General features: G+C 61.0%; 13 protein-coding genes. 9 read left to right on the top strand and 4 right to left on the bottom strand.

All coding sequences use genetic code 11. The annotated features are described in order from the left end of the window. The first annotated feature begins 69 nt into the window (after positions 1-69). The 7 genes from hisH to hisIE all read left to right on the top strand — a co-directional run bounded on the left by hisH (position 70) and on the right by hisIE (position 10,425). A complete protein-coding gene (hisH, locus tag AACQ43_RS12250; protein WP_146062538.1) occupies positions 70-705 on the top strand; it encodes an imidazole glycerol phosphate synthase subunit HisH in 636 nt (211 codons plus the stop codon). A gap of 5 nt (positions 706-710) precedes the next feature. Then, entirely contained in the window at positions 711-1,454 is a 744-nt protein-coding gene (hisA, locus tag AACQ43_RS12245; RefSeq protein WP_011706048.1) for a 1-(5-phosphoribosyl)-5-[(5-phosphoribosylamino)methylideneamino]imidazole-4-carboxamide isomerase, read from the top strand. A gap of 165 nt (positions 1,455-1,619) precedes the next feature. Then, positions 1,620-2,729, top strand: coding sequence for a response regulator (locus tag AACQ43_RS12240; protein WP_168967443.1), 1,110 nt, complete (start codon positions 1,620-1,622; stop codon positions 2,727-2,729). Further along, complete coding sequence (locus AACQ43_RS12235; protein WP_168967442.1) at positions 2,722-4,875, top strand: PAS domain-containing protein; 2,154 nt, start codon at positions 2,722-2,724, stop codon at positions 4,873-4,875. The genes AACQ43_RS12240 and AACQ43_RS12235 overlap by 8 nt, the downstream gene beginning before the upstream one ends. After that, positions 4,872-8,843, top strand: a complete 3,972-nt coding sequence (locus AACQ43_RS12230; protein WP_168967441.1) for a PAS domain S-box protein — start codon at positions 4,872-4,874, stop codon at positions 8,841-8,843. The genes AACQ43_RS12235 and AACQ43_RS12230 overlap by 4 nt, the downstream gene beginning before the upstream one ends. Before the next feature lie 180 nt (positions 8,844-9,023). After that, the gene (gene hisF / locus AACQ43_RS12225; protein ID WP_076360719.1) at positions 9,024-9,797 is read left to right on the top strand and encodes an imidazole glycerol phosphate synthase subunit HisF; all 774 of its coding nucleotides are present in this window, start codon (positions 9,024-9,026) and stop codon (positions 9,795-9,797) included. Then, positions 9,790-10,425, top strand: coding sequence for a bifunctional phosphoribosyl-AMP cyclohydrolase/phosphoribosyl-ATP diphosphatase HisIE (gene hisIE / locus AACQ43_RS12220; protein ID WP_168967440.1), 636 nt, complete (start codon positions 9,790-9,792; stop codon positions 10,423-10,425). Before hisF ends, hisIE begins: the two co-directional genes overlap by 8 nt. A 33-nt stretch (positions 10,426-10,458) precedes the next feature. Here the strand turns inward: hisIE and AACQ43_RS12215 are convergent, their stop codons facing one another. Together AACQ43_RS12215 and AACQ43_RS12210 are read right to left on the bottom strand one after the other, a co-directional pair. Beyond that, positions 10,459-11,925 (bottom strand): KAP family P-loop NTPase fold protein, encoded by a 1,467-nt coding sequence (locus tag AACQ43_RS12215; protein ID WP_168967439.1) that lies wholly within the window; start codon positions 11,923-11,925, stop codon positions 10,459-10,461. Between the two features lie 139 nt (positions 11,926-12,064). Beyond that, positions 12,065-13,687 carry an acyl-CoA synthetase gene (locus tag AACQ43_RS12210; RefSeq protein WP_168967438.1) on the bottom strand — a complete coding sequence of 541 codons (1,623 nt, stop codon included), beginning with the start codon at positions 13,685-13,687 and terminating at the stop codon, positions 12,065-12,067. Positions 13,688-14,321: 634 nt separating this feature from the next. Between AACQ43_RS12210 and AACQ43_RS12205 the strand changes: the two genes are divergently transcribed. Continuing rightward, positions 14,322-15,848, top strand: a complete 1,527-nt coding sequence (locus AACQ43_RS12205) for a YfcC family protein (protein WP_168967437.1) — start codon at positions 14,322-14,324, stop codon at positions 15,846-15,848. A 60-nt stretch (positions 15,849-15,908) separates the two neighbouring features. On the opposite strand, the gene AACQ43_RS12200 is transcribed toward AACQ43_RS12205, so the two are convergent. After that, positions 15,909-16,097: a hypothetical protein gene (locus tag AACQ43_RS12200; RefSeq protein WP_017764436.1), complete on the bottom strand. Its 189-nt coding sequence runs from the start codon at positions 16,095-16,097 to the stop codon at positions 15,909-15,911. 504 nt (positions 16,098-16,601) lie between these two features. Here AACQ43_RS12200 and AACQ43_RS12195 point away from each other — a divergent pair. Further along, entirely contained in the window at positions 16,602-17,147 is a 546-nt protein-coding gene (locus AACQ43_RS12195) for a glycine zipper 2TM domain-containing protein (RefSeq protein ID WP_041218099.1), read from the top strand. Positions 17,148-17,274: 127 nt separating this feature from the next. Here AACQ43_RS12195 and AACQ43_RS12190 read toward each other — a convergent pair whose 3' ends face one another. Then, positions 17,275-20,493, bottom strand: coding sequence for an ExeM/NucH family extracellular endonuclease (locus AACQ43_RS12190; RefSeq protein ID WP_168967436.1), 3,219 nt, complete (start codon positions 20,491-20,493; stop codon positions 17,275-17,277). Positions 20,494-20,895: the final 402 nt, after the last annotated feature.

The following is a 20,895-nucleotide window of genomic DNA, read 5'->3' as shown; positions in this document are numbered from 1 at the left end:
GCAGACACCGACCATCATCGACACCGCATTGATGGTGCGGATCTCGCCAATCGACATGGGTAAGGCACGATGAACAATCAAAAACTGGTCATTATAGACACCGGCTGCGCGAACCTCGCCTCGGTGCGCATGGCATTCGAGCGCCTCGGCGTGCAGCCGCGGGTCTCCCGCGAGGCAGCCGACATCGAGCAGGCGGACAAGCTAATCCTGCCTGGCGTCGGCACCGCAGTGGCCGCCATGAAGAATCTCAACGAACGGGGGCTGGTGCCGCTCATTCGCGCCGCCAAGCAGCCGCTGCTGGGTTTTTGCCTCGGCATGCAGATGCTGGCGGAAGCGTCCGAAGAGAGCATGGCTACCGATGGCAAGGCCCATGCCTTGATCGATTGTCTTGGCATAGTACCGGGCAGGATCAAGCTGATGGAGGTGGGCAACCTGCGTTTGCCCCACATGGGCTGGAACCAGATTGAGCACGACGAGACCCATCCTCTGCTCAAGGGGATCCCGAGCGGCAGCTACTTCTACTTCGTGCACTCCTATGCGCTGGAGGTGACAGAAGCAACGCTGGCGACCTGTGACTACGGCAAGCCTTTCACCGCCATCGTGGGCGGGGTTGCAGAGCACAGCAATTTCTTTGGCGCCCAATTCCACCCGGAGCGCTCCGGCGCGGCCGGTGCCCGCCTACTGCAAAACTTTTTGGAGCTGTAACAAGGATGATTATCCCAGCCATTGATCTGATTAACGGCCAAGTCGTGAGGCTCTATCAGGGCGACTACGGCCAGAAGACCGCCTACAGCGACAGCCCGCAGGCCCGCTTCGACGAATATGTTTCCCAAGGGGCGGTGCAACTGCATCTGGTGGACCTTGATGGTGCCAAAGATGCCAAGGCGCGCCAGCTCCCCCTCATCGCTCAGCTGCTGTCGGCCACCGAAGCACCGGTGCAGGTGGGGGGCGGCGTGCGCAGCGAGCAGGATGTGGCAGACCTCTTGGCCGCTGGCGCCAGCCGGGTGGTGATCGGCTCCACCGCCGTCAAATCGCCGGATCTGGTGGCCAGCTGGATGGAGAAATACGGCCCCGAGCGCATCGTGCTGGCGCTGGACGTCAATATCGACGCCCAGGGCAATCGCCACATCGCGGTAGCTGGCTGGCAGGAGAACAGCGGGGTGACCATCGAGGCGCTGATCGAGCGCTTTCTGCCCGCCGGGCTCAAGCACGTGCTCTGCACCGACATCAGCCGTGACGGCACCCTCTCAGGCACCAACGTCGAGCTCTACCGGGATCTCTGCGCCCGCTATCCGAGCGTCGGCTTTCAGGCCTCCGGCGGCATTGGCGGCATCGAAGACATCGAGGCGCTCAAGGGTTCAGGGGTCAAAGGGATCATCCTCGGCCGCGCCCTGCTGGAGGGCAAGTTCTCGGTAGGGGATGCCATCGCCTGCTGGGGAAATGGCAGCCTGTAAGCAAGCCGCAGCGTCGCCATCAGGACGTCGATTGAGAGAGAGGCTCCCTGCCGGGCCGTCCGGCCGGAAGCCTCTTCATCAAGGGGTAAATCGAGGTAAGTCCTTATTACTTGGTAACAATTGACTCTATACTCGAATTCACTGAGACAACGTCACGGAGGACCTATGTTTACATCTCACTCCGCCACCATCCTGATTGTCGATGACTCACCCGAAAATCTGATGGTACTGACCGACCTGCTCTCTCCCACCTATCGGGTGCTCGCCGCCCAAAGCGGGGAGAAATGTCTGCGGATCGCCACTGGCAAGACAATCCCGGATCTCATCCTGCTGGATGTGATGATGCCTGGCATGGATGGCTATGAGGTGCTCAAACAGCTGCGTATTACCCCTGCAACCAGTCGTATTCCGGTGGTGCTGCTCACTGCCCTCGCCGACCCCCAGAGCGAGGAGTATGGCCTGTCGCTGGGGGCCGCCGACTACATTACCAAGCCCATCAAACCGGCCATCGTCCAGGCGCGGGTGCGTACCCAGCTGGAGGCCAAACAGGCCCGCGACGGCCTGCAGCATCAGAACACAGCGCTGGAGGCCGAGGTGGCGCGCCGGATGACCGAGAACGACCTCATCCAGCAAGTCTCCATCCGGGCACTCGCCCATCTGGCGGAGATCCGCGACCCCGAGACCGGCAATCACATCTTGCGCACCCAGGGCTATGTCAGGCAACTGGCCTGTGCGCTGGCCAGTCATCCCCGTTTTACCAACACCCTGACCCCCCGCTACATCGATCTGCTGAGCCGCTCGGCGCCGCTGCACGACATCGGCAAGGTGGGCATTCCGGATCAGATCCTGCTCAAGCCGGACAAGCTGACCCCGGCGGAGTGGCAGATCATGCGCACCCACGCCAAGCTCGGCAGCGACGCCATCGAGGAGGCAGAACGGGACATCGATCAGCCGCTGGCGTTTCTCACCCTGGCCAAGGAGATAGCCCACTGGCATCACGAAAAGTGGGATGGCAGCGGCTATCCCGACGGCCTGCAAGGGGACGCCATCCCGCTCTCGGCCCGCCTGATGGCACTGGCGGACGTGTTCGACGCGCTGATCAATGTGCGAGTCTACAAGGCGGCCATGCCCTATGAGGAGGCGCGCGCCCTGATCCTCTCCGGCAGCGGCCAGCATTTCGACCCGGATGTGGTGACGGCATTTGACAACCATTTCGAGCAGTTCGTCGCCATCGCCGAGCGCTACCAGGATGACAATGAGGCCAGACATGGCTGAGCAGCCTTCGTTGACCCGGGCCCATGTGCTCAACGTCGTGCTCACCTATGCCGCGGTGGCGAGCCTGTGGATCCTGCTCTCCGACAAGGCTGTGGAGTGGCTGTTCAGCACCCCGGCCCAGTTCGCGCTGGCCAGCACCATCAAGGGGTGGCTGTTCATCCTCATCACCGCCACCATGCTCTATACCATGTTGCGCCGGCGCATCGACCAGCCGACGGTGACGTCCACCCCTTCCCGGCGCCAGCTGCTGCCGTTCGTGCTGCTCAACGGCTTGATCCTGGCCCTGACCGCCATGGCCATCGCCCAGAACATCAACCTGACCCAGGAAAAGGAGGCCGCCCGGCTCGAGACCATTGCCGATCTCAAGAGCAAACGCATCACCGAATGGCTCAGCGCCCGGGAATTTGACGCCCACATTCTGTTTGAAAACCCACTCTATGCCGCGCTCTATCGCGAAGCCCAGGCCACCCGGGTCGATCACGCCAACCTGATGGCCAAATTGGACGAGTTTATCTCCATTCGCCGCTTCAGTGCCGCCAGCGTGCTCTCGCCAGAGGGCAACCAGCTGTGGCACACACCGGATGCCAGCGGCCTGAGCGCCCAGTTGCGCGCGGCGTTGAAGGACGCAAAAAGCGGCAGCATCACCCGGGTCGGCCCTTATATGGATGAGCAGGGTCAAGCCCGCCTCGACTTTATCGCCCCGCTCCCCATGGCGGGTGACAAGTCGCCTTTCATCGTGCTGCAGATAAGCCGCAGCGACTGGCTGAACAACATTCTCAAATCCTGGCCGGTGCCGGACAGCAGCGGGGAAGCCCTGTTGTTTCGCCGCAGCGGCGATCAAGTCCAGTTTCTCAACGATGTGCGCTATCGCCCCGGCTCGGCACTCACTCTGCATTTGCCTGTCAGCAGCAAGGAGTTGCTGGCAGCCCAGTTCCTGCAACAGAATCGCAATGAAGAGGGCAAGGCGCTCTTCTTTGGCAAGGATTACCGCAACACGCCGGTATTTGGCACCGTACGGCCGGTCATGGACACCGACTGGTATCTGCTGGCCAAGATAGACAAGGCCGAACTCAACGAGGCTGAGATAAAAGAGAGCATCTGGATCGGGCTGATCGGCCTGCTGGTGCTGCTTATCGCCAACACCGGCATCGTGCTGCTGCGCCAGCACACCCAACTGCAGATGGCCGAGCAGGTTCGTCAGTCCCAGGCCGGCCGGCTGCAGGCGCTGCAACTGCTCTCCGCCATCGCCGACAGCTCGGAAGATGCCATCTTCGCCAAGGACAGAGAGGGCAAATACATCCTGTTCAACCGCGCCGCCAGCCAGTTCGTCGGCATATCAGCCAGCGAGATGCTGGGTCAGGACGACATGGCCATCTTCCCCCCCGATCAGGCCCGCATGCTGATGGCGCTGGGTGAACAGGTGATCGCCAACAACCGGGTTCAGACCCAGGAGGAGTACCTGACCCTGCCAGGCGGCGAGCGGGTGTTTCTCGCCACCAAGGGACCGCTGCAAGACAGCGATGGTCAGGTGATAGGCATCTTCGGCATCTCTCGCGACATCACGGATTTCAAGCGAGCCGAAGCGGGCCTGCGTGAGCGGGAAGGACTGTTTCGCGCCCTGGTAGAACAGTCACTGGCCGGCATCTACATCATCCAGCAGGGTCAACTCTGTTACATCAATCCAGGCTTTGCCCGCCTGTTCGGCTATGCCTCGACTACAGCTCTGCTCAAAATCGGCACCCTGCACGCCCTCGCCAGCCCGAAAGACAGCGCCAGGGTGGCTGAGCAGCTGCAGCGCTGCGAACAGGAAGACAGCGAGATCCACACCCGCTTCACCGCCCTGCATCACGACCACCAGAACATCGAGATGGAGCTCTATGGGCGCCGTGTCGACTATCGCGGCCAGCCGGCCGTGCTTGGCCTGCTGCTGGATGTCACCGAGCGGGAACAGGTAGAGCAGGCCCTGACCCGTCAGGCGAGCGAGCTCCGTCAGCAAAACAATGAGCTGGAGCGGTTCAACAAGGTGATGGTGGACCGGGAGCTGGCCATGCTGGCTCTCAAGCACAAGATCAATGAGCTGTCTCTTCAGCTCGGACAACAGCCTCCCTATCCGCAGGCCCCCACCCCGCCGGAGGAGTCCCTATGACGCGCTGGTCTTCACTGTGGCTCCCTCGCCCCCCCAGACAGCGCTGGGGGGTCTGCCTGCTGGCGGTGCTGCTGCCCGTGCTGATGCTGCAGATCCGGGTCCAGCTGCCCATCGCCTTTGGCGAGCGGCCGCTGCTGGTGCTGTTCATGCTGCCCATCACCGTCTGCGCCCTGCTCGGCGGCCTGCTGCCAGGCCTGCTCTGTACCCTGGTGAGCAGTCTGCTCACCACCTACTTCCTGCTCGCCCCGCTTCACGAACTGCGCATTGGATCCGGGCAGGATCTGGTGCAGTGGGGCATTCTTATCGCCAACGGCATCCTTATCAGCCTGCTCAGTGCAGCCATACACCGCTCCCGCGCCCGGGAAACCCAACGCTGGCAGGAGCTCAGCAGCATCCAGTCCCGCCTGCAACAAAGCGAAACCCGCTTCCAGGCCACCTTCGAGCAGGCCGCAGTTGGTATCGCCCTGGTCTCCCCAGAGGGCAAGTGGCTGCGGGTCAACCGGCGGTTGTGCGACATGCTGGGCTACCAGGCCGACGAGCTGATGAATATGACCTTCCAGCAGCTCACCCACCCGGATGACCTCTTCATCGACCAGACCTATGTGACCCAGATGCTGGCGGGTGAGCGTCAGCACTACACCCTGGAAAAGCGTTATCTGCGCAAGAGCGGCGAGGTCCTCTGGATCACCCTGACGGTGGCGCTGGTCAAGGACCTCAAGGGAAAACCGGATTACTTCATCTCGGTCATCGAGGATCACCAGCAACGCAAGGAGACCGAAGAGGCGCTGCGCCGCAACGAGGGGATCCTGCGCGAATCCCAGCACCTGGCCAAGATTGGCAACTGGCGCTGGAACATCGCCGATGACAGCCACTTCTGGTCGCCGGAGATCTACCGCATCTATGGCCGCGATCCCTCCCTGCCCCCGGCCATCTACCCCGAGGTGAGAAAGTACTTCACCCAGGATGGCTGGCGTACCATCGCCCAGTCAGTCGAACGCTGTCTGCAAGACGGCCTGCCCTACGAGTGCGATGCAGAGGTGATCCACGAGCAGGGCGAACCAGTCTGGATCATCGCCCGCGGCGCTGCCCTGCGCGCCAACGACGGCACCATCGTCGAGCTGTATGGCACCGTGCAGGACATCACCGAACGCAAACAGGCCGAGCAACAACTGTTGCACAACCAGCAGGTGGCGCTCGATACCCAGCGCCGCGCCAGGCTGGCGGCGCTCAACCTGATGGACGATGCCATCAGCGCCCGCATCCGCGCCGAAACCACCAGCAGTGCCCTGCGCGAGAGTGAGCAGCGGCTGCTGATGGCCCAGGAAGGCGCCCACGTCGGTATCTGGGAGTGGAACATGCAGGGCGGCCGGCTCTTCTTCTCCCCTGAATGTGCCCGCCTCTATGGTCGCAGCGCCGAACAGCTCAGCGAGTTCAAGCAGTGGCACAGCTGCCTGCACCCGGACGACAAACCCCGCCTCGACAAGTTGCTGGCGGAGCTGCCGGCAAGCGGCAAACCCATCGAGATCGAATTTCGCATCCTCTTGCCAAATGGCGATGTACGCTGGCTCAGCAGCAAGGGCAGCATCTACCGGGATGCCCAGCAGCGCCCGCTGCGCCTGCTCGGCATTCACCTGGACATCACCGAGCGCAAGCAGGCCGAGCAGCAGTTGCGCCAGCTTTCGCTCGCGCTGGAGCAGAGCCCGGATGGCGTCTTCATCACCGATACCCAGGCCCGCATCGAATATGTCAACGTCGCCTTCCTGGCCGCCAGCGGCTACCAGCAAAGCGAGGTGATAGGGCAGACCCCTTCTCTGCTGCGCTCCGGCCTCACCCCCAAGGCTACCTACATCGCCCTGTGGGATGCGATCAAACGCGGCCAGCGCTGGCACGGCGAATTCATCAACCAGCGCAAGGACGGCTCCCACTATCAGGTGCTCGCCACCGTCTCTCCCATTCGCCAGGAGAACGGGGCCGTCACTCACTACGTGACGGTGCAGGCCGACATCACCGAGAAGAAACAGCTCGGGGAGGAGCTGGATCAGTACCGCTACCACCTGGAGGAGATGGTCAACGAGCGCACCCTGCAGCTGGCTCAGGCCCATCAACGGGCAGAGAGCGCCAACCGCGCCAAGAGTGCCTTCCTGGCCAACATGAGCCACGAGATCCGCACCCCGATGAACGCCATTTTGGGGCTCACCTATCTGCTCAAGCGCGACACGCCGGATCACACCCAGCAGGATCGACTGGAGAAGATCGACAACGCCGCCCAGCACCTGCTCACCATCATCAATGACATCCTGGATCTCTCCAAGATCGACGCAGGCAAGATGGCGCTGGAGCAGAGCGACTTCTCCCTTACCGCCATGCTGGACAACGTCAGCGCCCTGATGAGCGAGCAGGCGCGCGCCAAAGGGCTCACCATCATAGTCGACATCGGCGATACCCCGGCCTGGGTGCACGGCGACATCACCCGCCTGCGTCAGGCGCTGCTCAACTATGCGGCCAATGCCATCAAATTCACCGAGCAGGGCTCGGTCACCCTGCGGGTCCGGGTGGATAACCCGCTTGCCGGCGGCTATCTACTGCGCTTCGAGGTGGAGGATACCGGCATCGGCATCAGCCCGGAGCAGAGCGAGAAGCTGTTCCAGGCTTTCGAGCAGGCGGATGTCTCCACCACCCGCAAATATGGCGGTACCGGCCTTGGGCTGGCCATTACCAGCCGGCTTGCCACCCTGATGGGCGGGGAAGTCGGGGTCACCAGCACCCTTGGCAAGGGCAGCTGTTTCTGGTTTACCGCCCGTCTCGCGGTGGGCCAGGGCGACCCGCAGCAACCGGCGCCACTCGAACAGACGGTGCAGCAGGCCCTGTTCTTTGCCAACCATGCCAGGGTACTGCTGGTGGAGGACAACGCCATCAACCGCGAAGTGGTGCTGGAGCTGCTCAACAACAGCGGTCTGGTCATCGAGACGGCGGTCAATGGCCAAGAGGCGCTGGAGCGCGTCAGTCAGCACCCGTTCGATCTCATCCTGATGGACATACAGATGCCGCTGATGGATGGCTACAGCGCGACCCGGGCCATCCGCGCCCTGCCCGGCTGGGAGCAGGTCCCCATTCTGGCACTGACCGCCAGTGCCTTTGAAGAGGACAGAAAGGCTTGCGAATCCGCCGGCATGAACGACTTCATCGCCAAACCGGTGACCCCAGCCAAGCTGTTCGAGGCGCTGCAACAGTGGCTGCCCAACAGCACGGCCGCCACCCCCAAATACCAGCGGCGGACAACCGACCTGCTAACTGGTCCCCTCACCCGCCTGCAAAACCAGCCCGGGCTGGATCTGCAACAGGGGCTGGCGGCGCTGCAGGGCAACCAGAGCAAATACGTCGCCCTGCTGCGCCACTTCGCCAGTGAGCACAGTCAGGACATGCAACTGCTGGAGAGTCATCTGCACGCTGGCGACAGGCTCGCTGCCAGCCGGCTGCTCCACACCCTGCGCGGGGTGGCCAGCACCCTTGGGCTGGTGGAACTGGCCACCCAGAGCCAACAACTGGAGCAGGAGCTGGCCAACAACAGTCAGACACTAGCCGAGCGGATGGCACCCATTGCCCGCCTCCTCAGCGAACTGCCAGGTCTGCTGGGGGAGGAAGAACCCCACCCAGCCGCAGATGCTGAGCCGCTTGGCGACCATGGGCAACAACAGCTTTTGCGCCAGATTGAGGAGTTGCTGGTGCAGAGCGACACCGCCGTGATCCCGCTGTTTGAGCAGTACGCGGCCCCCCTGCAGCTCGCCTTGGGGACGCAGGGCGAGATCCTGGCTCGCCAGCTGAAAGTTTTTGATTTTGACGGTGCCCTGCTCACCCTTCGTGAGCTGCTGGCAGCAGATGGCTCTCAGCCAGGCTTGAGCGGCCAGATGCCTGCTGGCACCAGCCGCCATCAGGGTGCGAGCAAGCTGGATAAAGGGTTGAATCACTGAATAAAGTCGTGCATATAGTGGTACTCCCCCGAGTGAAGACGCCGTCCGTTTCGGGTCTCTTTTTCCCGCTCAGGAACCCGCTGTTAAAGCATGCAAGCCACCTTTTTCACTCGCCGCCGGGCTCTCGGGCCCGTTGGCAACAACGTTAGTTTTAACAGTGCTTTACATGGAGCAACGAGCATGTTGTCAAAGCGTATTATCCCCTGCCTCGACGTCAAAGATGGCGTGGTGGTCAAGGGAGTGCAGTTTCGTAATCACGAGGTGATGGGCGGCATCGTCGAGCTGGCCCGTCGCTACGCCAGCGAAGGGGCCGACGAGCTGGTGTTCTACGACATCACCGCCTCGAGCGATGAGCGGGTGGTGGACAAGAGCTGGGTAAGCCGGGTGGCCGAGGTCATCGACATCCCCTTCTGCGTCGCCGGCGGCATCAAGAGCGTGGAGGATGCCCGCCAGATCCTGGAGTTCGGGGCCGACAAGGTCTCCATCAACTCGCCGGCGCTGGCCGATCCCACCCTCATCACCCGACTGGCCGAGCGCTTCGGCGTGCAGTGCGTGGTGGTGGGCATCGACTCCTATTTTGATGCGCAGAGTGGTCACTATCAGGTCAAACAGTTTACCGGTGACGAGAGCCGCACCCGCACCACCGCATGGCATACCCTCGACTGGGTCGAGGAGGCGCAAAAGCGTGGCGCCGGTGAAATCGTGCTGAACGTGATGAACCAGGATGGCATGCGCCAGGGCTATGATCTCGAGCAGCTCAAGCTGGTGCGGGCCGTCTGCAAGGTGCCGCTCATCGCCTCCGGCGGCGCCGGTGCCATGGAGCACTTTCGCGATGCCTTCACCCTCGCCGACGTGGACGGGGCGCTGGCCGCCTCCGTGTTCCACAAAGGCCTTATCCCCATTCCCGAACTGAAACGCTGGCTGAAAAACGAAGGAGTCGCCATCCGTGAATAATCAAGCAGTAAACAACGAGCAGTCGCTCGCCGAGCGCCTGGACTGGGCAAAATGTGACGGCATGATCCCCGCCATCGTCCAGCATGCCGCCAGCGGCGAAGTCCTGATGCAGGGTTTCATGACCCGGGAAGCCCTGGATAAAACCCTGGCGACCGGCCAGGTCACCTTCTTCAGCCGCAGCAAGCAGCGCCTCTGGACCAAGGGCGAGAGCTCGGGCCATGTGCTCCAGCTGGTCGCCATCACCACCGACTGCGATCAGGACTCCCTGCTGATCGCCGCCAACCCCGTCGGCCCCACCTGCCATCTGGGCAACCCCTCCTGCTTCGACGGCCACCCCGTGCCGCCCCTTGGCTTCCTGGCCGAGCTCGAGCAGATCCTGGCAGCACGCAAAGGCGCGGATCCGGCCACCAGCTACACCGCCAGCCTCTATGCCAAGGGCACCAAGCGCATCGCCCAGAAGGTAGGTGAAGAGGGTGTCGAAGTGGCGCTGGCCGCCATGGCCAAGGATCGGGAGGAGCTTATCAACGAATCCGCCGACCTGCTCTACCACCTCACCGTGCTGCTGCAAAACGAAGGGCTGGCGTTGAAGGATGTGGTACAGCGGCTTTATGAGCGCCATCAGAAATAATATTTCTGTGTAGAAATGGGCGTATGCCCATTTCTATTTTAAATTGCATGCCAGCTCAACAAGATCTTGGTACTCATTAATATTGACACTCTGATTTGCCAAATGATATGCCAATAGTGTCTCTTCTTTGCTACCAATTATGAATGAATTTATATGATGTTGACCCAATACCCCACCTGTCGCAACAGAGTTTTTTTCTGCAACTAATTTAGCTTTGTTTTTTATGGAGTAAAAGAAACAATCTATATATTTAGATATACTTATATCGACCTTTAAAAGCTCAGTGCCATTAGTTTCTGAAGGCAAGTTAAAACACAACATACTATTCACTTTAAATCGTTCATAGAACCCAACATTAGATGTTGGCTTTTTATGATCATTTCGAAGTGATAGTTCTAAATTAATTATCTGCCTATACAAGTCAGGTTCATACTCTTTGGATAAAAGAAGTATGGAAAAAACCACCAGATCGAAGTCATCACTAACGTTCGATATTGCAGCCATTACCTTGTCTATGTACTGCTCAATATCTCTAAGTTTAAGATTAAAAGCATCTGCGATTACGGATAACAACAATGAAAATTCGCTTACTGTTTTAAATCTTGGAAAAAGGTGACCACACGATGCATCATCAAAAACCATATAACTTTCAATAAATGATGATTTTGATATTTCCTTTAATGAAAATTGTCGCTTAAAAAAGCGTCTGAGATAGGCAGATGCATGAAATCCCTCCCCATAGATAACCTTGATAGCGTGTTGCAACTGCTCGGTATCCGTTGCCAAGACAAAGACCACACCGGGGATATCGAATATATGCTTGATGGTTTCCAGCATTTCTACCGCATAGGAGGGACGACAGCGATCCAGCTCATCGATCAAGATAAAAGCTGGGTAATCCAGTTTTCCATCACTTAAACCAACAGCCCCCTCGACCCATTGCCGTATCTCCTTTTTAAGATACTGAATAGATTCATAACGCTCTTTTTGGTTGCTGCAGAGGGCATCAACCAACTGATTGGCATCCTCCTCTTCCAGAGAAAAATCGTCCTCTTCCAGTCCAGCTCTCTTGATGGCCGCTTTCAACGCAAGCTTGCCACCAACCTTGAATAATCCTAACAAACGCTGGCGCATGCCATCGGGAATAGGGTTCTCTTTACCTGCAATATGCTTTAGCTGGTCAATAATCGACGAGATCACCGTCAACAAGGGATCATCAGAAAAGTCCTGCTGCCAGGCATCGATATAGACGGTGGGATAGTGCTGTTTCAGCTCCATATACCAGCGCTTGATAAACCAGGTTTTGCCTGCGCCCCATTCGGCATTGAGGTTCAGCACATAGTTGCGCTGTTTGCCCTCTGCCGCCAGATAATTGGTCAGAAACTCGGCATAGCGAGCGCGGTCTAGCCGATCACCTGCGAGAGTATCCTGCACTCCTTCAATGGTTCCCGGACCACTCCATGCAATGGAATTTTCCCAATCAAATTCTGCACGCGTCATAATATTTCCCTGCCTCGATATTGAGCAGGATATTACCAGAGTAAGCCCCGAAATAATTTGATGAAGATAGAAGTTTGGCGCCATATTGCTCCAGGCAAAATGGCACCAACTCAAAACGTTGGATAAGAGTGGCTAGCTCCTACCCCAGCTGCTGGCGCAGCATAAATTTCTGCACCTTGCCGGTGGAGGTTTTCGGCAGCGGGGTAAAGATGATCCGCTTGGGAGCCTTGAAGTGGGCCATCTGCTCGCGGCAAAACGCAATCAGCTCGGCCTGGCTGAGTTCGCAACCCTCCTTGAGCTTGACGAAGGCGCAGGGCACCTCCCCCCACTTCTCGTCCGGCATGGCGATCACCGCCACCTCGTCCACATCGGGATGGCGATAGAGCACGTCCTCCACCTCCAGACTGGAGATGTTCTCCCCGCCCGAGATGATGATGTCCTTGGATCTGTCCTTGATCTCCACGTAACCGTCCGGGTGCCATACCGCCAGATCGCCGCTGCGAAACCACCCCTCCGCCATCGCCTCGGCACTGGCGACCGGATTCTTGAGATAGCCCTTCATCACCACATTGCCGCGCAGCACGATTTCGCCCATGGTCTTGCCATCCTGAGGGACCGACTCGCCGCTGACCGGATTGATGACCCGCATCTCCCCCTGCAGGGGTGAGGCCACCCCCTGGCGCGCCTTGAGACGTGACAGCGTGGTGGCATCCTGCCCTTGCCAACTTCTTTGCGGTTCGCACAGCACGCAGGGGCCATAGGTTTCGGTGAGGCCGTAGACGTGGGTCACGGCAATCCCCATCGCCTCCATGCCGGCGATCACGGTGGCGGGGGGCGCCGCCCCTGCCGTCATCGCCTTGATGGGGTGGTCTAGCCCGCGTTTGAGGGCTGGATCGGCGTTGTTGAGCATGTTGAGTACGATAGGGGCGGCGCAAAAATGGGTCACCTTGTGCTCGTGCAACGCCTCATAGATGGCCGCCGCCTGCACATGGCGCAGGCAGACGCTCACCCCGGCCGTGGCCGCCAGGGTCCAGGGGAAACACCAGCCGTTGCAGTGAAACATCGGCAGGGTCCAGAGATAGACGCTGTGCTTGGGCAGCTCCCAGGAGAGCACGTTGTTGATGGCATTGAGGTGGGCGCCGCGATGGTGATAGACCACCCCCTTGGGGTTGCCTGTGGTGCCGGAGGTATAGTTGAGGGAGATGGCCTGCCACTCATCTTGCGGCAGCCAGCCGGGCTCATCCCCACTCCCCTCGGCAAGAAACCCCTCATAGTCGAGGTCGCTGACCAGCTCCCCTTCACGGTTGAGGGGATCGTCGATGGCGATGAGGAGCGGCGCGAGTTCAATCAATGCCAGCGCCTTGCGCACCACGGCGCCGAACTCCCGGTCTACCAGCACCACCTTGCTCTGGGCATGCTGGAAGATAAAGGCCATCGACTCGGCATCGAGCCGGGTGTTGATGGTGTTGAGCACGGCGCCGCTCATGGGCACCCCAAAGTGGGCCTCGAACATGGCCGGGGTATTGGGCGCGACGATGGAGACGGTATCCCCCTCGCCGATGCCACGGCGGCGAAGGGCCGAGGCCAGCTGGCGGCAACGCCGCTCGGTCTGGGCCCAGCTCTGGCGCAGGGGGCCGTGGATCAGCGCCGGATAGTCGGGGTAGACCCGGGCGGCCCGTCCCAGAAAGCTGATGGGAGTCAGCGCCTCATAATTGGCGGGATTTTTTTCCAGATCGCGCTGATAGATGTTCTGCTCTGTCATCGGGTTCCTTCCTCGCAGGTAGCAAAAACGGTGCGCTCCCGGGGCGCCGGCAACCATCCTCTGGCGTCCTGCCAGAGGGGGCTCGTATCGGGGATCACAGACTAGCGCGAGGTGATGGCCACAGGTATTAGCAAAACGTCTTAGAGGCACCGTGCTGGCGCCGCTAATCTGACCAAGCTGCATTCTGGTGGCTGTTTTTTCAGCGACAAATCTCGACGACCAATATCCTCGGCATAAAACCCGGCAAATAATGAATATGCTGATGTTGGCATGCAAGCTGGCCATATCAGGTTGCAGGCTTGTCGATATCGATATATTTCGAAACATCGCCAGATGGATATTTATGGCATAAGCAAGCGTATCGGTTTATTGCCAATAAATTAATGACAAGTCCCTCATTAGATATATTTTGTGACGGCTTCCATAAAGCAGGCCCGCAGTGCTGTTCATGCTTCCCCTCGGCGGGTTATGGTTTATTTGTGAAACAATCTACCGAATGTTCAATATCAGGCCAGATTTCTCGCCATACGATGCGCCACAACCAGTGAGTTTGCGCACTCCTGCTGCATGACGAAGGAACCCTATCGACCCGATATTCCGCCGAGCCCGAACCTGCTTTATCGAGGAGCATTTTATGTGTGCCGAGCCGAATACCCAGACCCGCAGACAATTTCCCACCGCGTTTACCATTTTGTTTTTGATCATGTTGTTGGCCATCGCCCTCACTTGGATAATTCCGGCGGGCGCCTATGCCAAGCTCTCTTATAATGCCGCCAGCCATATGCTGACCATCAACACGCCGCAAGGGGAAACCCGGCGAGTGCCCGCCACTCAGGATGAACTGACCAGACTCGACATCAATATCGGGGTGGAGCAGTTCGTCAACGGCACCATCCGCAAGCCCATCGCCATCCCCGGTACCTATGAGCGGCTGGCCCAGGCGCCCAAGGGACTCTCCGACGTGGCGGTGAGCATGGTCAAGGGCACCATAGAGGGGGCCGACATCATCGTCTTCATCCTGGTATTGGGGGGATTGATCGGCGTCATCAACAAGACCGGTGCCTTCAGTGCCGGGCTGGTGGCACTGTCGCGCAAGACCCGCGGCAACGAGTTCCTGTTTGTGGCGCTGGTCTGCTTTGTGATGGCGCTGGGGGGCACCACCTGCGGGCTGGAGGAGGAGGCGGTCGCCTTCTATCCCATCCTGGTGCCCATCTTTCTGGCGCTCGGCTATGACGCCATCGTCTGCGTGGGGACCATCTTCCTTGCCGCCTCCATGGGCACCACCTTCTCCACCATCAACCCCTTCTCGGTAGTGATCGCCTCCAACGCCGCCGGCATCCCCTTTACCGAGGGGCTGAGCGTTCGCGCCGTCGGCTGTCTGGTGGGCACCCTGGTGGTGATCGGTTATCTCTACTGGTACTGCAAGAAGATCAAGGCCAACCCCGCTTTCTCCTACACCTATGAGGACAGAGAGAGCTTTCGGGCCCGCTTCCTGAAAGAGGGCTCCCTCGATGAAGGGGTCCCCTTCACCCTGCGCCGCAAGATCATCCTGACCCTGTTCATCCTCGCCTTCCCCCTGATGGTGTGGGGCGTCTCCATGGCTGGCTGGTGGTTCCCACAGATGGCGGCCTCCTTCCTTGCCGTCGCCATCGTCATCATCTTCATCTCAGGGCTGAAGGAAAAGGAGGCGGTCGAGGCCTTCACCCAGGGGGCGTCCGAGCTGGTGGCCGTCTCGCTCATCATCGGGCTGGCGCGGGGGGTCAACCTGGTGCTGGATCAGGGGATGATCTCGGACACCATCCTGGCCTATGCCTCCAGTCTGGTGGCCGGCATGCACGGCGCCGTGTTTGCGGTGGCCCAGATGCTGGTGTTCACCCTGCTGGGGCTGGTGGTGCCCTCCTCCTCGGGGCTGGCGGTGCTCTCCATGCCCATCATGGCGCCGCTGGCGGATACCGTGATGATCCCGCGCTATATCGTGGTGTCGGCCTACAACTGGGGGCAATACGCCATGCTGTTCCTGGCCCCCACCGGGCTGGTGCTGGTCACCCTGCAGATGCTTGGCATCCAGTTCAACCAGTGGGTCAGGTTCGTGCTGCCCATGGTGGGCTTCGTGCTGGGCTTTGGTGCCCTGATGCTGGTGGCGCAGGTGATGCTGATCTAGGGCACATGGCCCCCGCCCCGGCGGGGGTCATGCCTTATCCAGGGTGCAGATCTGGAGAGTCTAGTGGCGCACCCTGTGCTGCTGGCGAAAACAGAAGAGCTTGAGGCTGATGTCGGCAAGGTCGGCGGGCAGCTCCTGCGCCGTCTCACAGAGGGGTTGATAGAGGGAGTCCAGCAGCCGCTGGGCTTGTTCCCGGGTGATGATGCCGGCCTGCACGGCCGGTTGTATCCATCTTGGCAGCATCGACATATGAACCCCCTTGCTGACCGGATGACCGCAGCCGAACTGGCCTGACTGCGGGTGGCGCCTGCCGGCTCACATTGCTGCGGGCCGCCAGAGACGCGCGATTGATCCTTTCTGCCAACAGAGCAAGCATAATGCTTGCCGTGATCTGTTATCGGCCGCCAGCCATCCTGGCAACAGTGATTTATCAAGCGGTTGGCGCGCCCTGACTGGCCCTTGTTGACGACTAGGCCCCCCTTGTTTGCCACTGCGCCAGCCGGCGGCGGCAGAAGCTTGGCGCAAAATGGGAAAACAGGCCCAGCTGAATCGCAAAATGCCACTCGCAGATCGCTTTTGCTGCCTTCCCCCCGCCTTTGTCGCCAAAGCCCGACACCTTTTTGACGAGGCATTTTCTGGTGCAGTCAGGGGCTGTCGTGCCCGCACCGGCCTTGCCTTGTGCCTCCTTGCCCTTGTGCCAAGATGACCGCAAGCAAGAGACGCATCCCGTGATGCATTTGAGGAGAAGAGAAAATGAACAAATCCATGTTGGCAGGAGTCGGGATCGGTGTGGCCTCTGCGCTGGCCTTGTCAGCCGCCGCCAGCGGATCCCTGTTTTCATCACAGCCTCAGTTCGCCGAAGTGCTGGCCAGCAAAGCGGTGACCGAGACCATCAAGACCCCCCGTCAGGAGTGTCGCAACGTCAGCGTGACCCACCGCAAACCGGTGCAGGACGAGCACAAGATCCTGGGTACCGTGGTCGGCGCGGCGCTGGGCGGGGTGCTTGGCAACCAGTTTGGTGGCGGCAACGGCAAGAAGGTGGCAACCGCCGCAGGTGCCGTGGCGGGTGGCTATGCCGGCAACCAGGTGCAGGGCAACATGCAGGCCGGTGATACCTACACCACCACCGAGCAGCGCTGCAAGACGGTACAGGAGAGCAGCACCCGCACCCTGGGTTATGACGTCACCTACCGCCTCGCCGGTCAGGAAGGGGTGATCCGCATGAACAAGGCCCCCGGCGCCACCATCCCGGTCAAGGATGGCAAGCTGGTGATCGACGGCCCCCAGAGCGGCAGCTGATCCCTTCAGCTTATCCAGCTCAGAGGCCCATCCTGGTGATGGGCCTCGCTGTTTTTGGCGCTCTTGGCCGACAACAGAAACAACAGAAAGGGGCCCGCAGGCCCCTTTTCTTATTGCTCAATCATCCTCAGTGGCGACCGAAGGGCCACCAGGACTTGTCGTTGTCCAGAATGTCGACCCGGGTCTCCTGCAGGTTGCCCGGCTGGCCACCTTGCAATGCCGCCAGGCTCACCTTGAACTGCTCGGTCGGCTCGACAAACCAGTCATCGATGATCAGCACCTTGACCGACTTGCTGCCCCCCTCGCCCGCGGCCCAGCTCACCGATTGACCGAACCAGGGCAGGAAATCCAGCCCCCAGCGCGCCGTGACCCCGTCAAGGGCCACCCGGGCCCGGGCCGGCTTGCTCAGATCGCCGCTGCGCACCAGCGGGATCTCGGCAAACCACTGCCCCTCGTTCACCGTCAGACTGGCGCGCGCCAGCGAGATGGTGGACGGTGCCAGCTTGTCCTTGATGGTCACCAGGGTCTGGTGCTGCTCGCCCAGGGTCGCGCCACTCGGGTCAAACAGCTCCAAGGTAAAGGTCTCGTCTCCTTCGCGCAGGGTGTCGCTCTTCACCGGGATGCTGATGGTCTGGCTGTCGCTCTGTCCGGCGGCCCAGTGCAGGGTGCCGGTGAGTGGCGCCACGTCGTTGGCATCGGCGCTGCCGTAGGCAATGCGGTAGCTGACGCTGGCCTCACCATAGGTGCCGTCGCGGCGCGCCACGCTCAAGGCCAGGGTGTTGCCCTCCTCCACGTTCGCAGCGGCGCTCTCGAGGCTCAATACCCCGGCGGGCGGCAGCGGATACTGGATGGCTACCAGCACCGGATCATGATCCGAGGCGCTGAAGGGCCCCTCGGATTTCGCCAGCTGGCCGCTGTACTTGCTGCCGTACTCGAAGAAGTTGCTCTCGGCGGAGTTGATGTGCCAATCCTCGATGCCGATCACCTTGGCCGCGAGGCTCGGGTTTGCCAGGGCGTGATCCAGGTTGCCGAGCTCCCCTTCATAGCTGTAGGAGTAGGTGTCGGTGCCGTGGAAGCGGGTGTTGAGGTTGATAAGGCCATACCCCTTGCCCAGGGCACTGCCGCTCTCCTCGAAGGGCTGGCCCGCCAGGGTGGTAAAGGAGGCGCTCATGATCTGGCGCGACTGGGCGGCCGGATCATAGTCGGTCAGCACCCGAATGGGATCCTCCATGCCGTAGGCGTTCATGTCGCCGATGAGCAGCAGATCCCCGGCCAAATCCTTGAGGTGTTCTCCCAGCACCTTGGCGGCGGAGACCCGCAGCGCATTGCAGTGGCCCTGGCCATCCAGCGGATCGGCGGTGGCGAAATCGGGGTAATCCTCAAAGCAGGCGGAGCCCTTGGACTTGAGGTGGTTGACTACCAGGGTCAGCGGCGCATCCCCCTTGGGCGAGCTGAAGCGCTGCACCAGCGACTCGCGCATCCCCTGATTGATGGTCACCGGCTTGCCGCTGGCGTCCACCGCCTCGGCCTGCTGCACCGGCAGCGCGATAAGGCTGGCAGCCCCCTCCGGGGTCACCTTGGCGGGTCGGTAGATGAGCCCCACCGTGATGGCGTCGGTACCAATCGGCTTGCCATCCGGCGAGGCAATCCAGCGGTAGTGATCCGCCTCATCCGGCAGGGCGGCGTTCAGGGCCGCCACCAGGTTGGCGATGGCGGAGTTGTCGCCGTAGCCGTTGTTCTCGATCTCCATCAGCCCCACCACGTCGGCATTGAGGCGGGTGATGGCGCTGACTATCTTGGTGCGCTGCAGCTCGAACTCCGCTACCGTCAAGGCGCCCCGGTTGCTGCCGGTGGGGTTGGCATCGCCCCCCACGACCGTGGTGAAGAAGTTGAGCACGTTGAAGCTCGCGACCCGCAGATCCCCCGCCTCGGCGAGCTCGGGGGTTTCCACCCGATCCCAGCCGCTGTGATCTATCTGGCTAGCGTCAATGCGGTTGCTGGCCACCAGTCGGAACAGGTTGTAGGAGTAGCCAAGCGCCCCCTCCAGCCCGTTGAGCTTGTCGCCGATGCGCAGGTAACCGTCCTCGGCGTTGAAGCCGGGGAACCAGGGCAGCACGCCGTCCGGCGCCTTGGCGTCGGTCTCCACCACCAGCTGGTTCTGCTGGTTGCGCAGGGCCCAGTTGCTCGCCTCCTGGCTCATGGCGGCAAATTTCTGGGTCGACTTGATAAGCGGCGCGCCATAGGCCAGCACCAGGTTGTTGCGCTTGCCGTCGTAATCGAAGCTGAAGTTGCGGGTCACCACCAGGCTGGAACCCGGCACCAGCCGTACCTGCATCCCCTCGTGACGCTCCAGCAGCTGGCTCAGGCTCTCGCCCGCCACCGGCAGCAGATCCACCGCGGCCGGGATGGCCCCCTGCGGCCGGGTCACCACCAGCTCGTCGGCGTTGAGCTGGGTCTGGTTGAAATACTCCTTCACCTTGCCCGAGACGCACACCTCGGCCCCCGGCACGATGGCAGCGTTGGCCTTGGTGCTGTAGACGAAGAGGCCGTCGGAGGTGGCCGGATCGCCATCCCCTAGCTCATCTTGAATGAAGAAGCCCTTGTAGAGGCCGCTCACCACCTGGGTCACCACGCCGCGGGTGGCATAGGCCTGTTCCGATTCAAGCTTGCCGGCCGGCACCAGCGGACTGCTGCTGCCGGGGCCCTGAATGGCGGGCACCGGCACCAGGCTGTCCACCGGGCAGACGAAGGCGGGCGGCTGGGTGCCATCGCAGGGACCATCGCCACTGCAGCCCAGGCCACTGGTGTCATCTTTCGGGGCTGCCACATATTCCTGCGCCGGATCGAAGGGGGCGGTTGCATCAGTTCGGCCGATGGTGACGGTGGCCTTGCGGCGCAGGGTCATGTCCAGGGTCGAGACGTTGCCCGACACCCAGGCCGTGCCCGGATCCACCCCCACCTGGCCGAAGCTGTCCACTATCTCGCTGCCGCGATAGAGCACCAGGGCGTCGTCACCGTTGAACACCAGGTTGCCGCTGGTGCGGTTGGCCTTGGCCAGGATCTCGCTGCTGGCGGAGGGGTTGGCCAGCACCAGGGTGGCGCCAGGGGCCAGGGTGCCTTGCAGCGCCAGGCTGTTGGTGGGGGATTCGCTGAGAGGTTTGCCGTTGGCGTAGAGCGCCAGCCGGTATTGGGAGAGATCGACGAGGTCGCTGCCGAGGTTGCTCAGCTCCACCGCCTTGTTGTTGCCCGAGCCTTCCAGGTATTCGCTGATGAGCAGCTGTGCCTGTGCCTGTCCCGCCAGCGCCAGCCCGACGGCCAGCGCTACCAGAGAGTGTCTTCCTGACATGCCAGTTTCCTTTTCTTTTTGACGTTATGTTTTGCGCCCCGCCAGGCGGGCCGCAGCACCTGATTACAACCCTGATTGCGCATCATGGCGGCCTCGACCGACCATGGCGCCTACTCTGCCCGTTTCGGCGCAGGACCGCCGCGAGCTGGCTAACAATTACAGAAAAATGTTGCGGTCACGTGACGAAAAAGGGGCTTTTTTCAGCCCCCTTGCCGTTATTTTCCGTTATTTCCCGCCCGCCGGTATTTGCTGTCGCCAATAGTCAAAGGCGGCGCACAAGATGGCGACACAAGCTGACATATCGCGTAAAAACAGTCGCTTGCCACCCCACCGGCTGCCGCGCGCAGCCGATTGTTTATTATTTAGGCGATCTGGTAAGCGACACCGGATGGGTGCCCCCCA

It is taken from the genome of Aeromonas sp. DNRA1, assembly GCF_963888745.1.
Lineage (GTDB): Bacteria > Pseudomonadota > Gammaproteobacteria > Enterobacterales > Aeromonadaceae > Aeromonas > Aeromonas hydrophila.
This window is presented reverse-complemented; position numbering and strand designations above follow the sequence as displayed.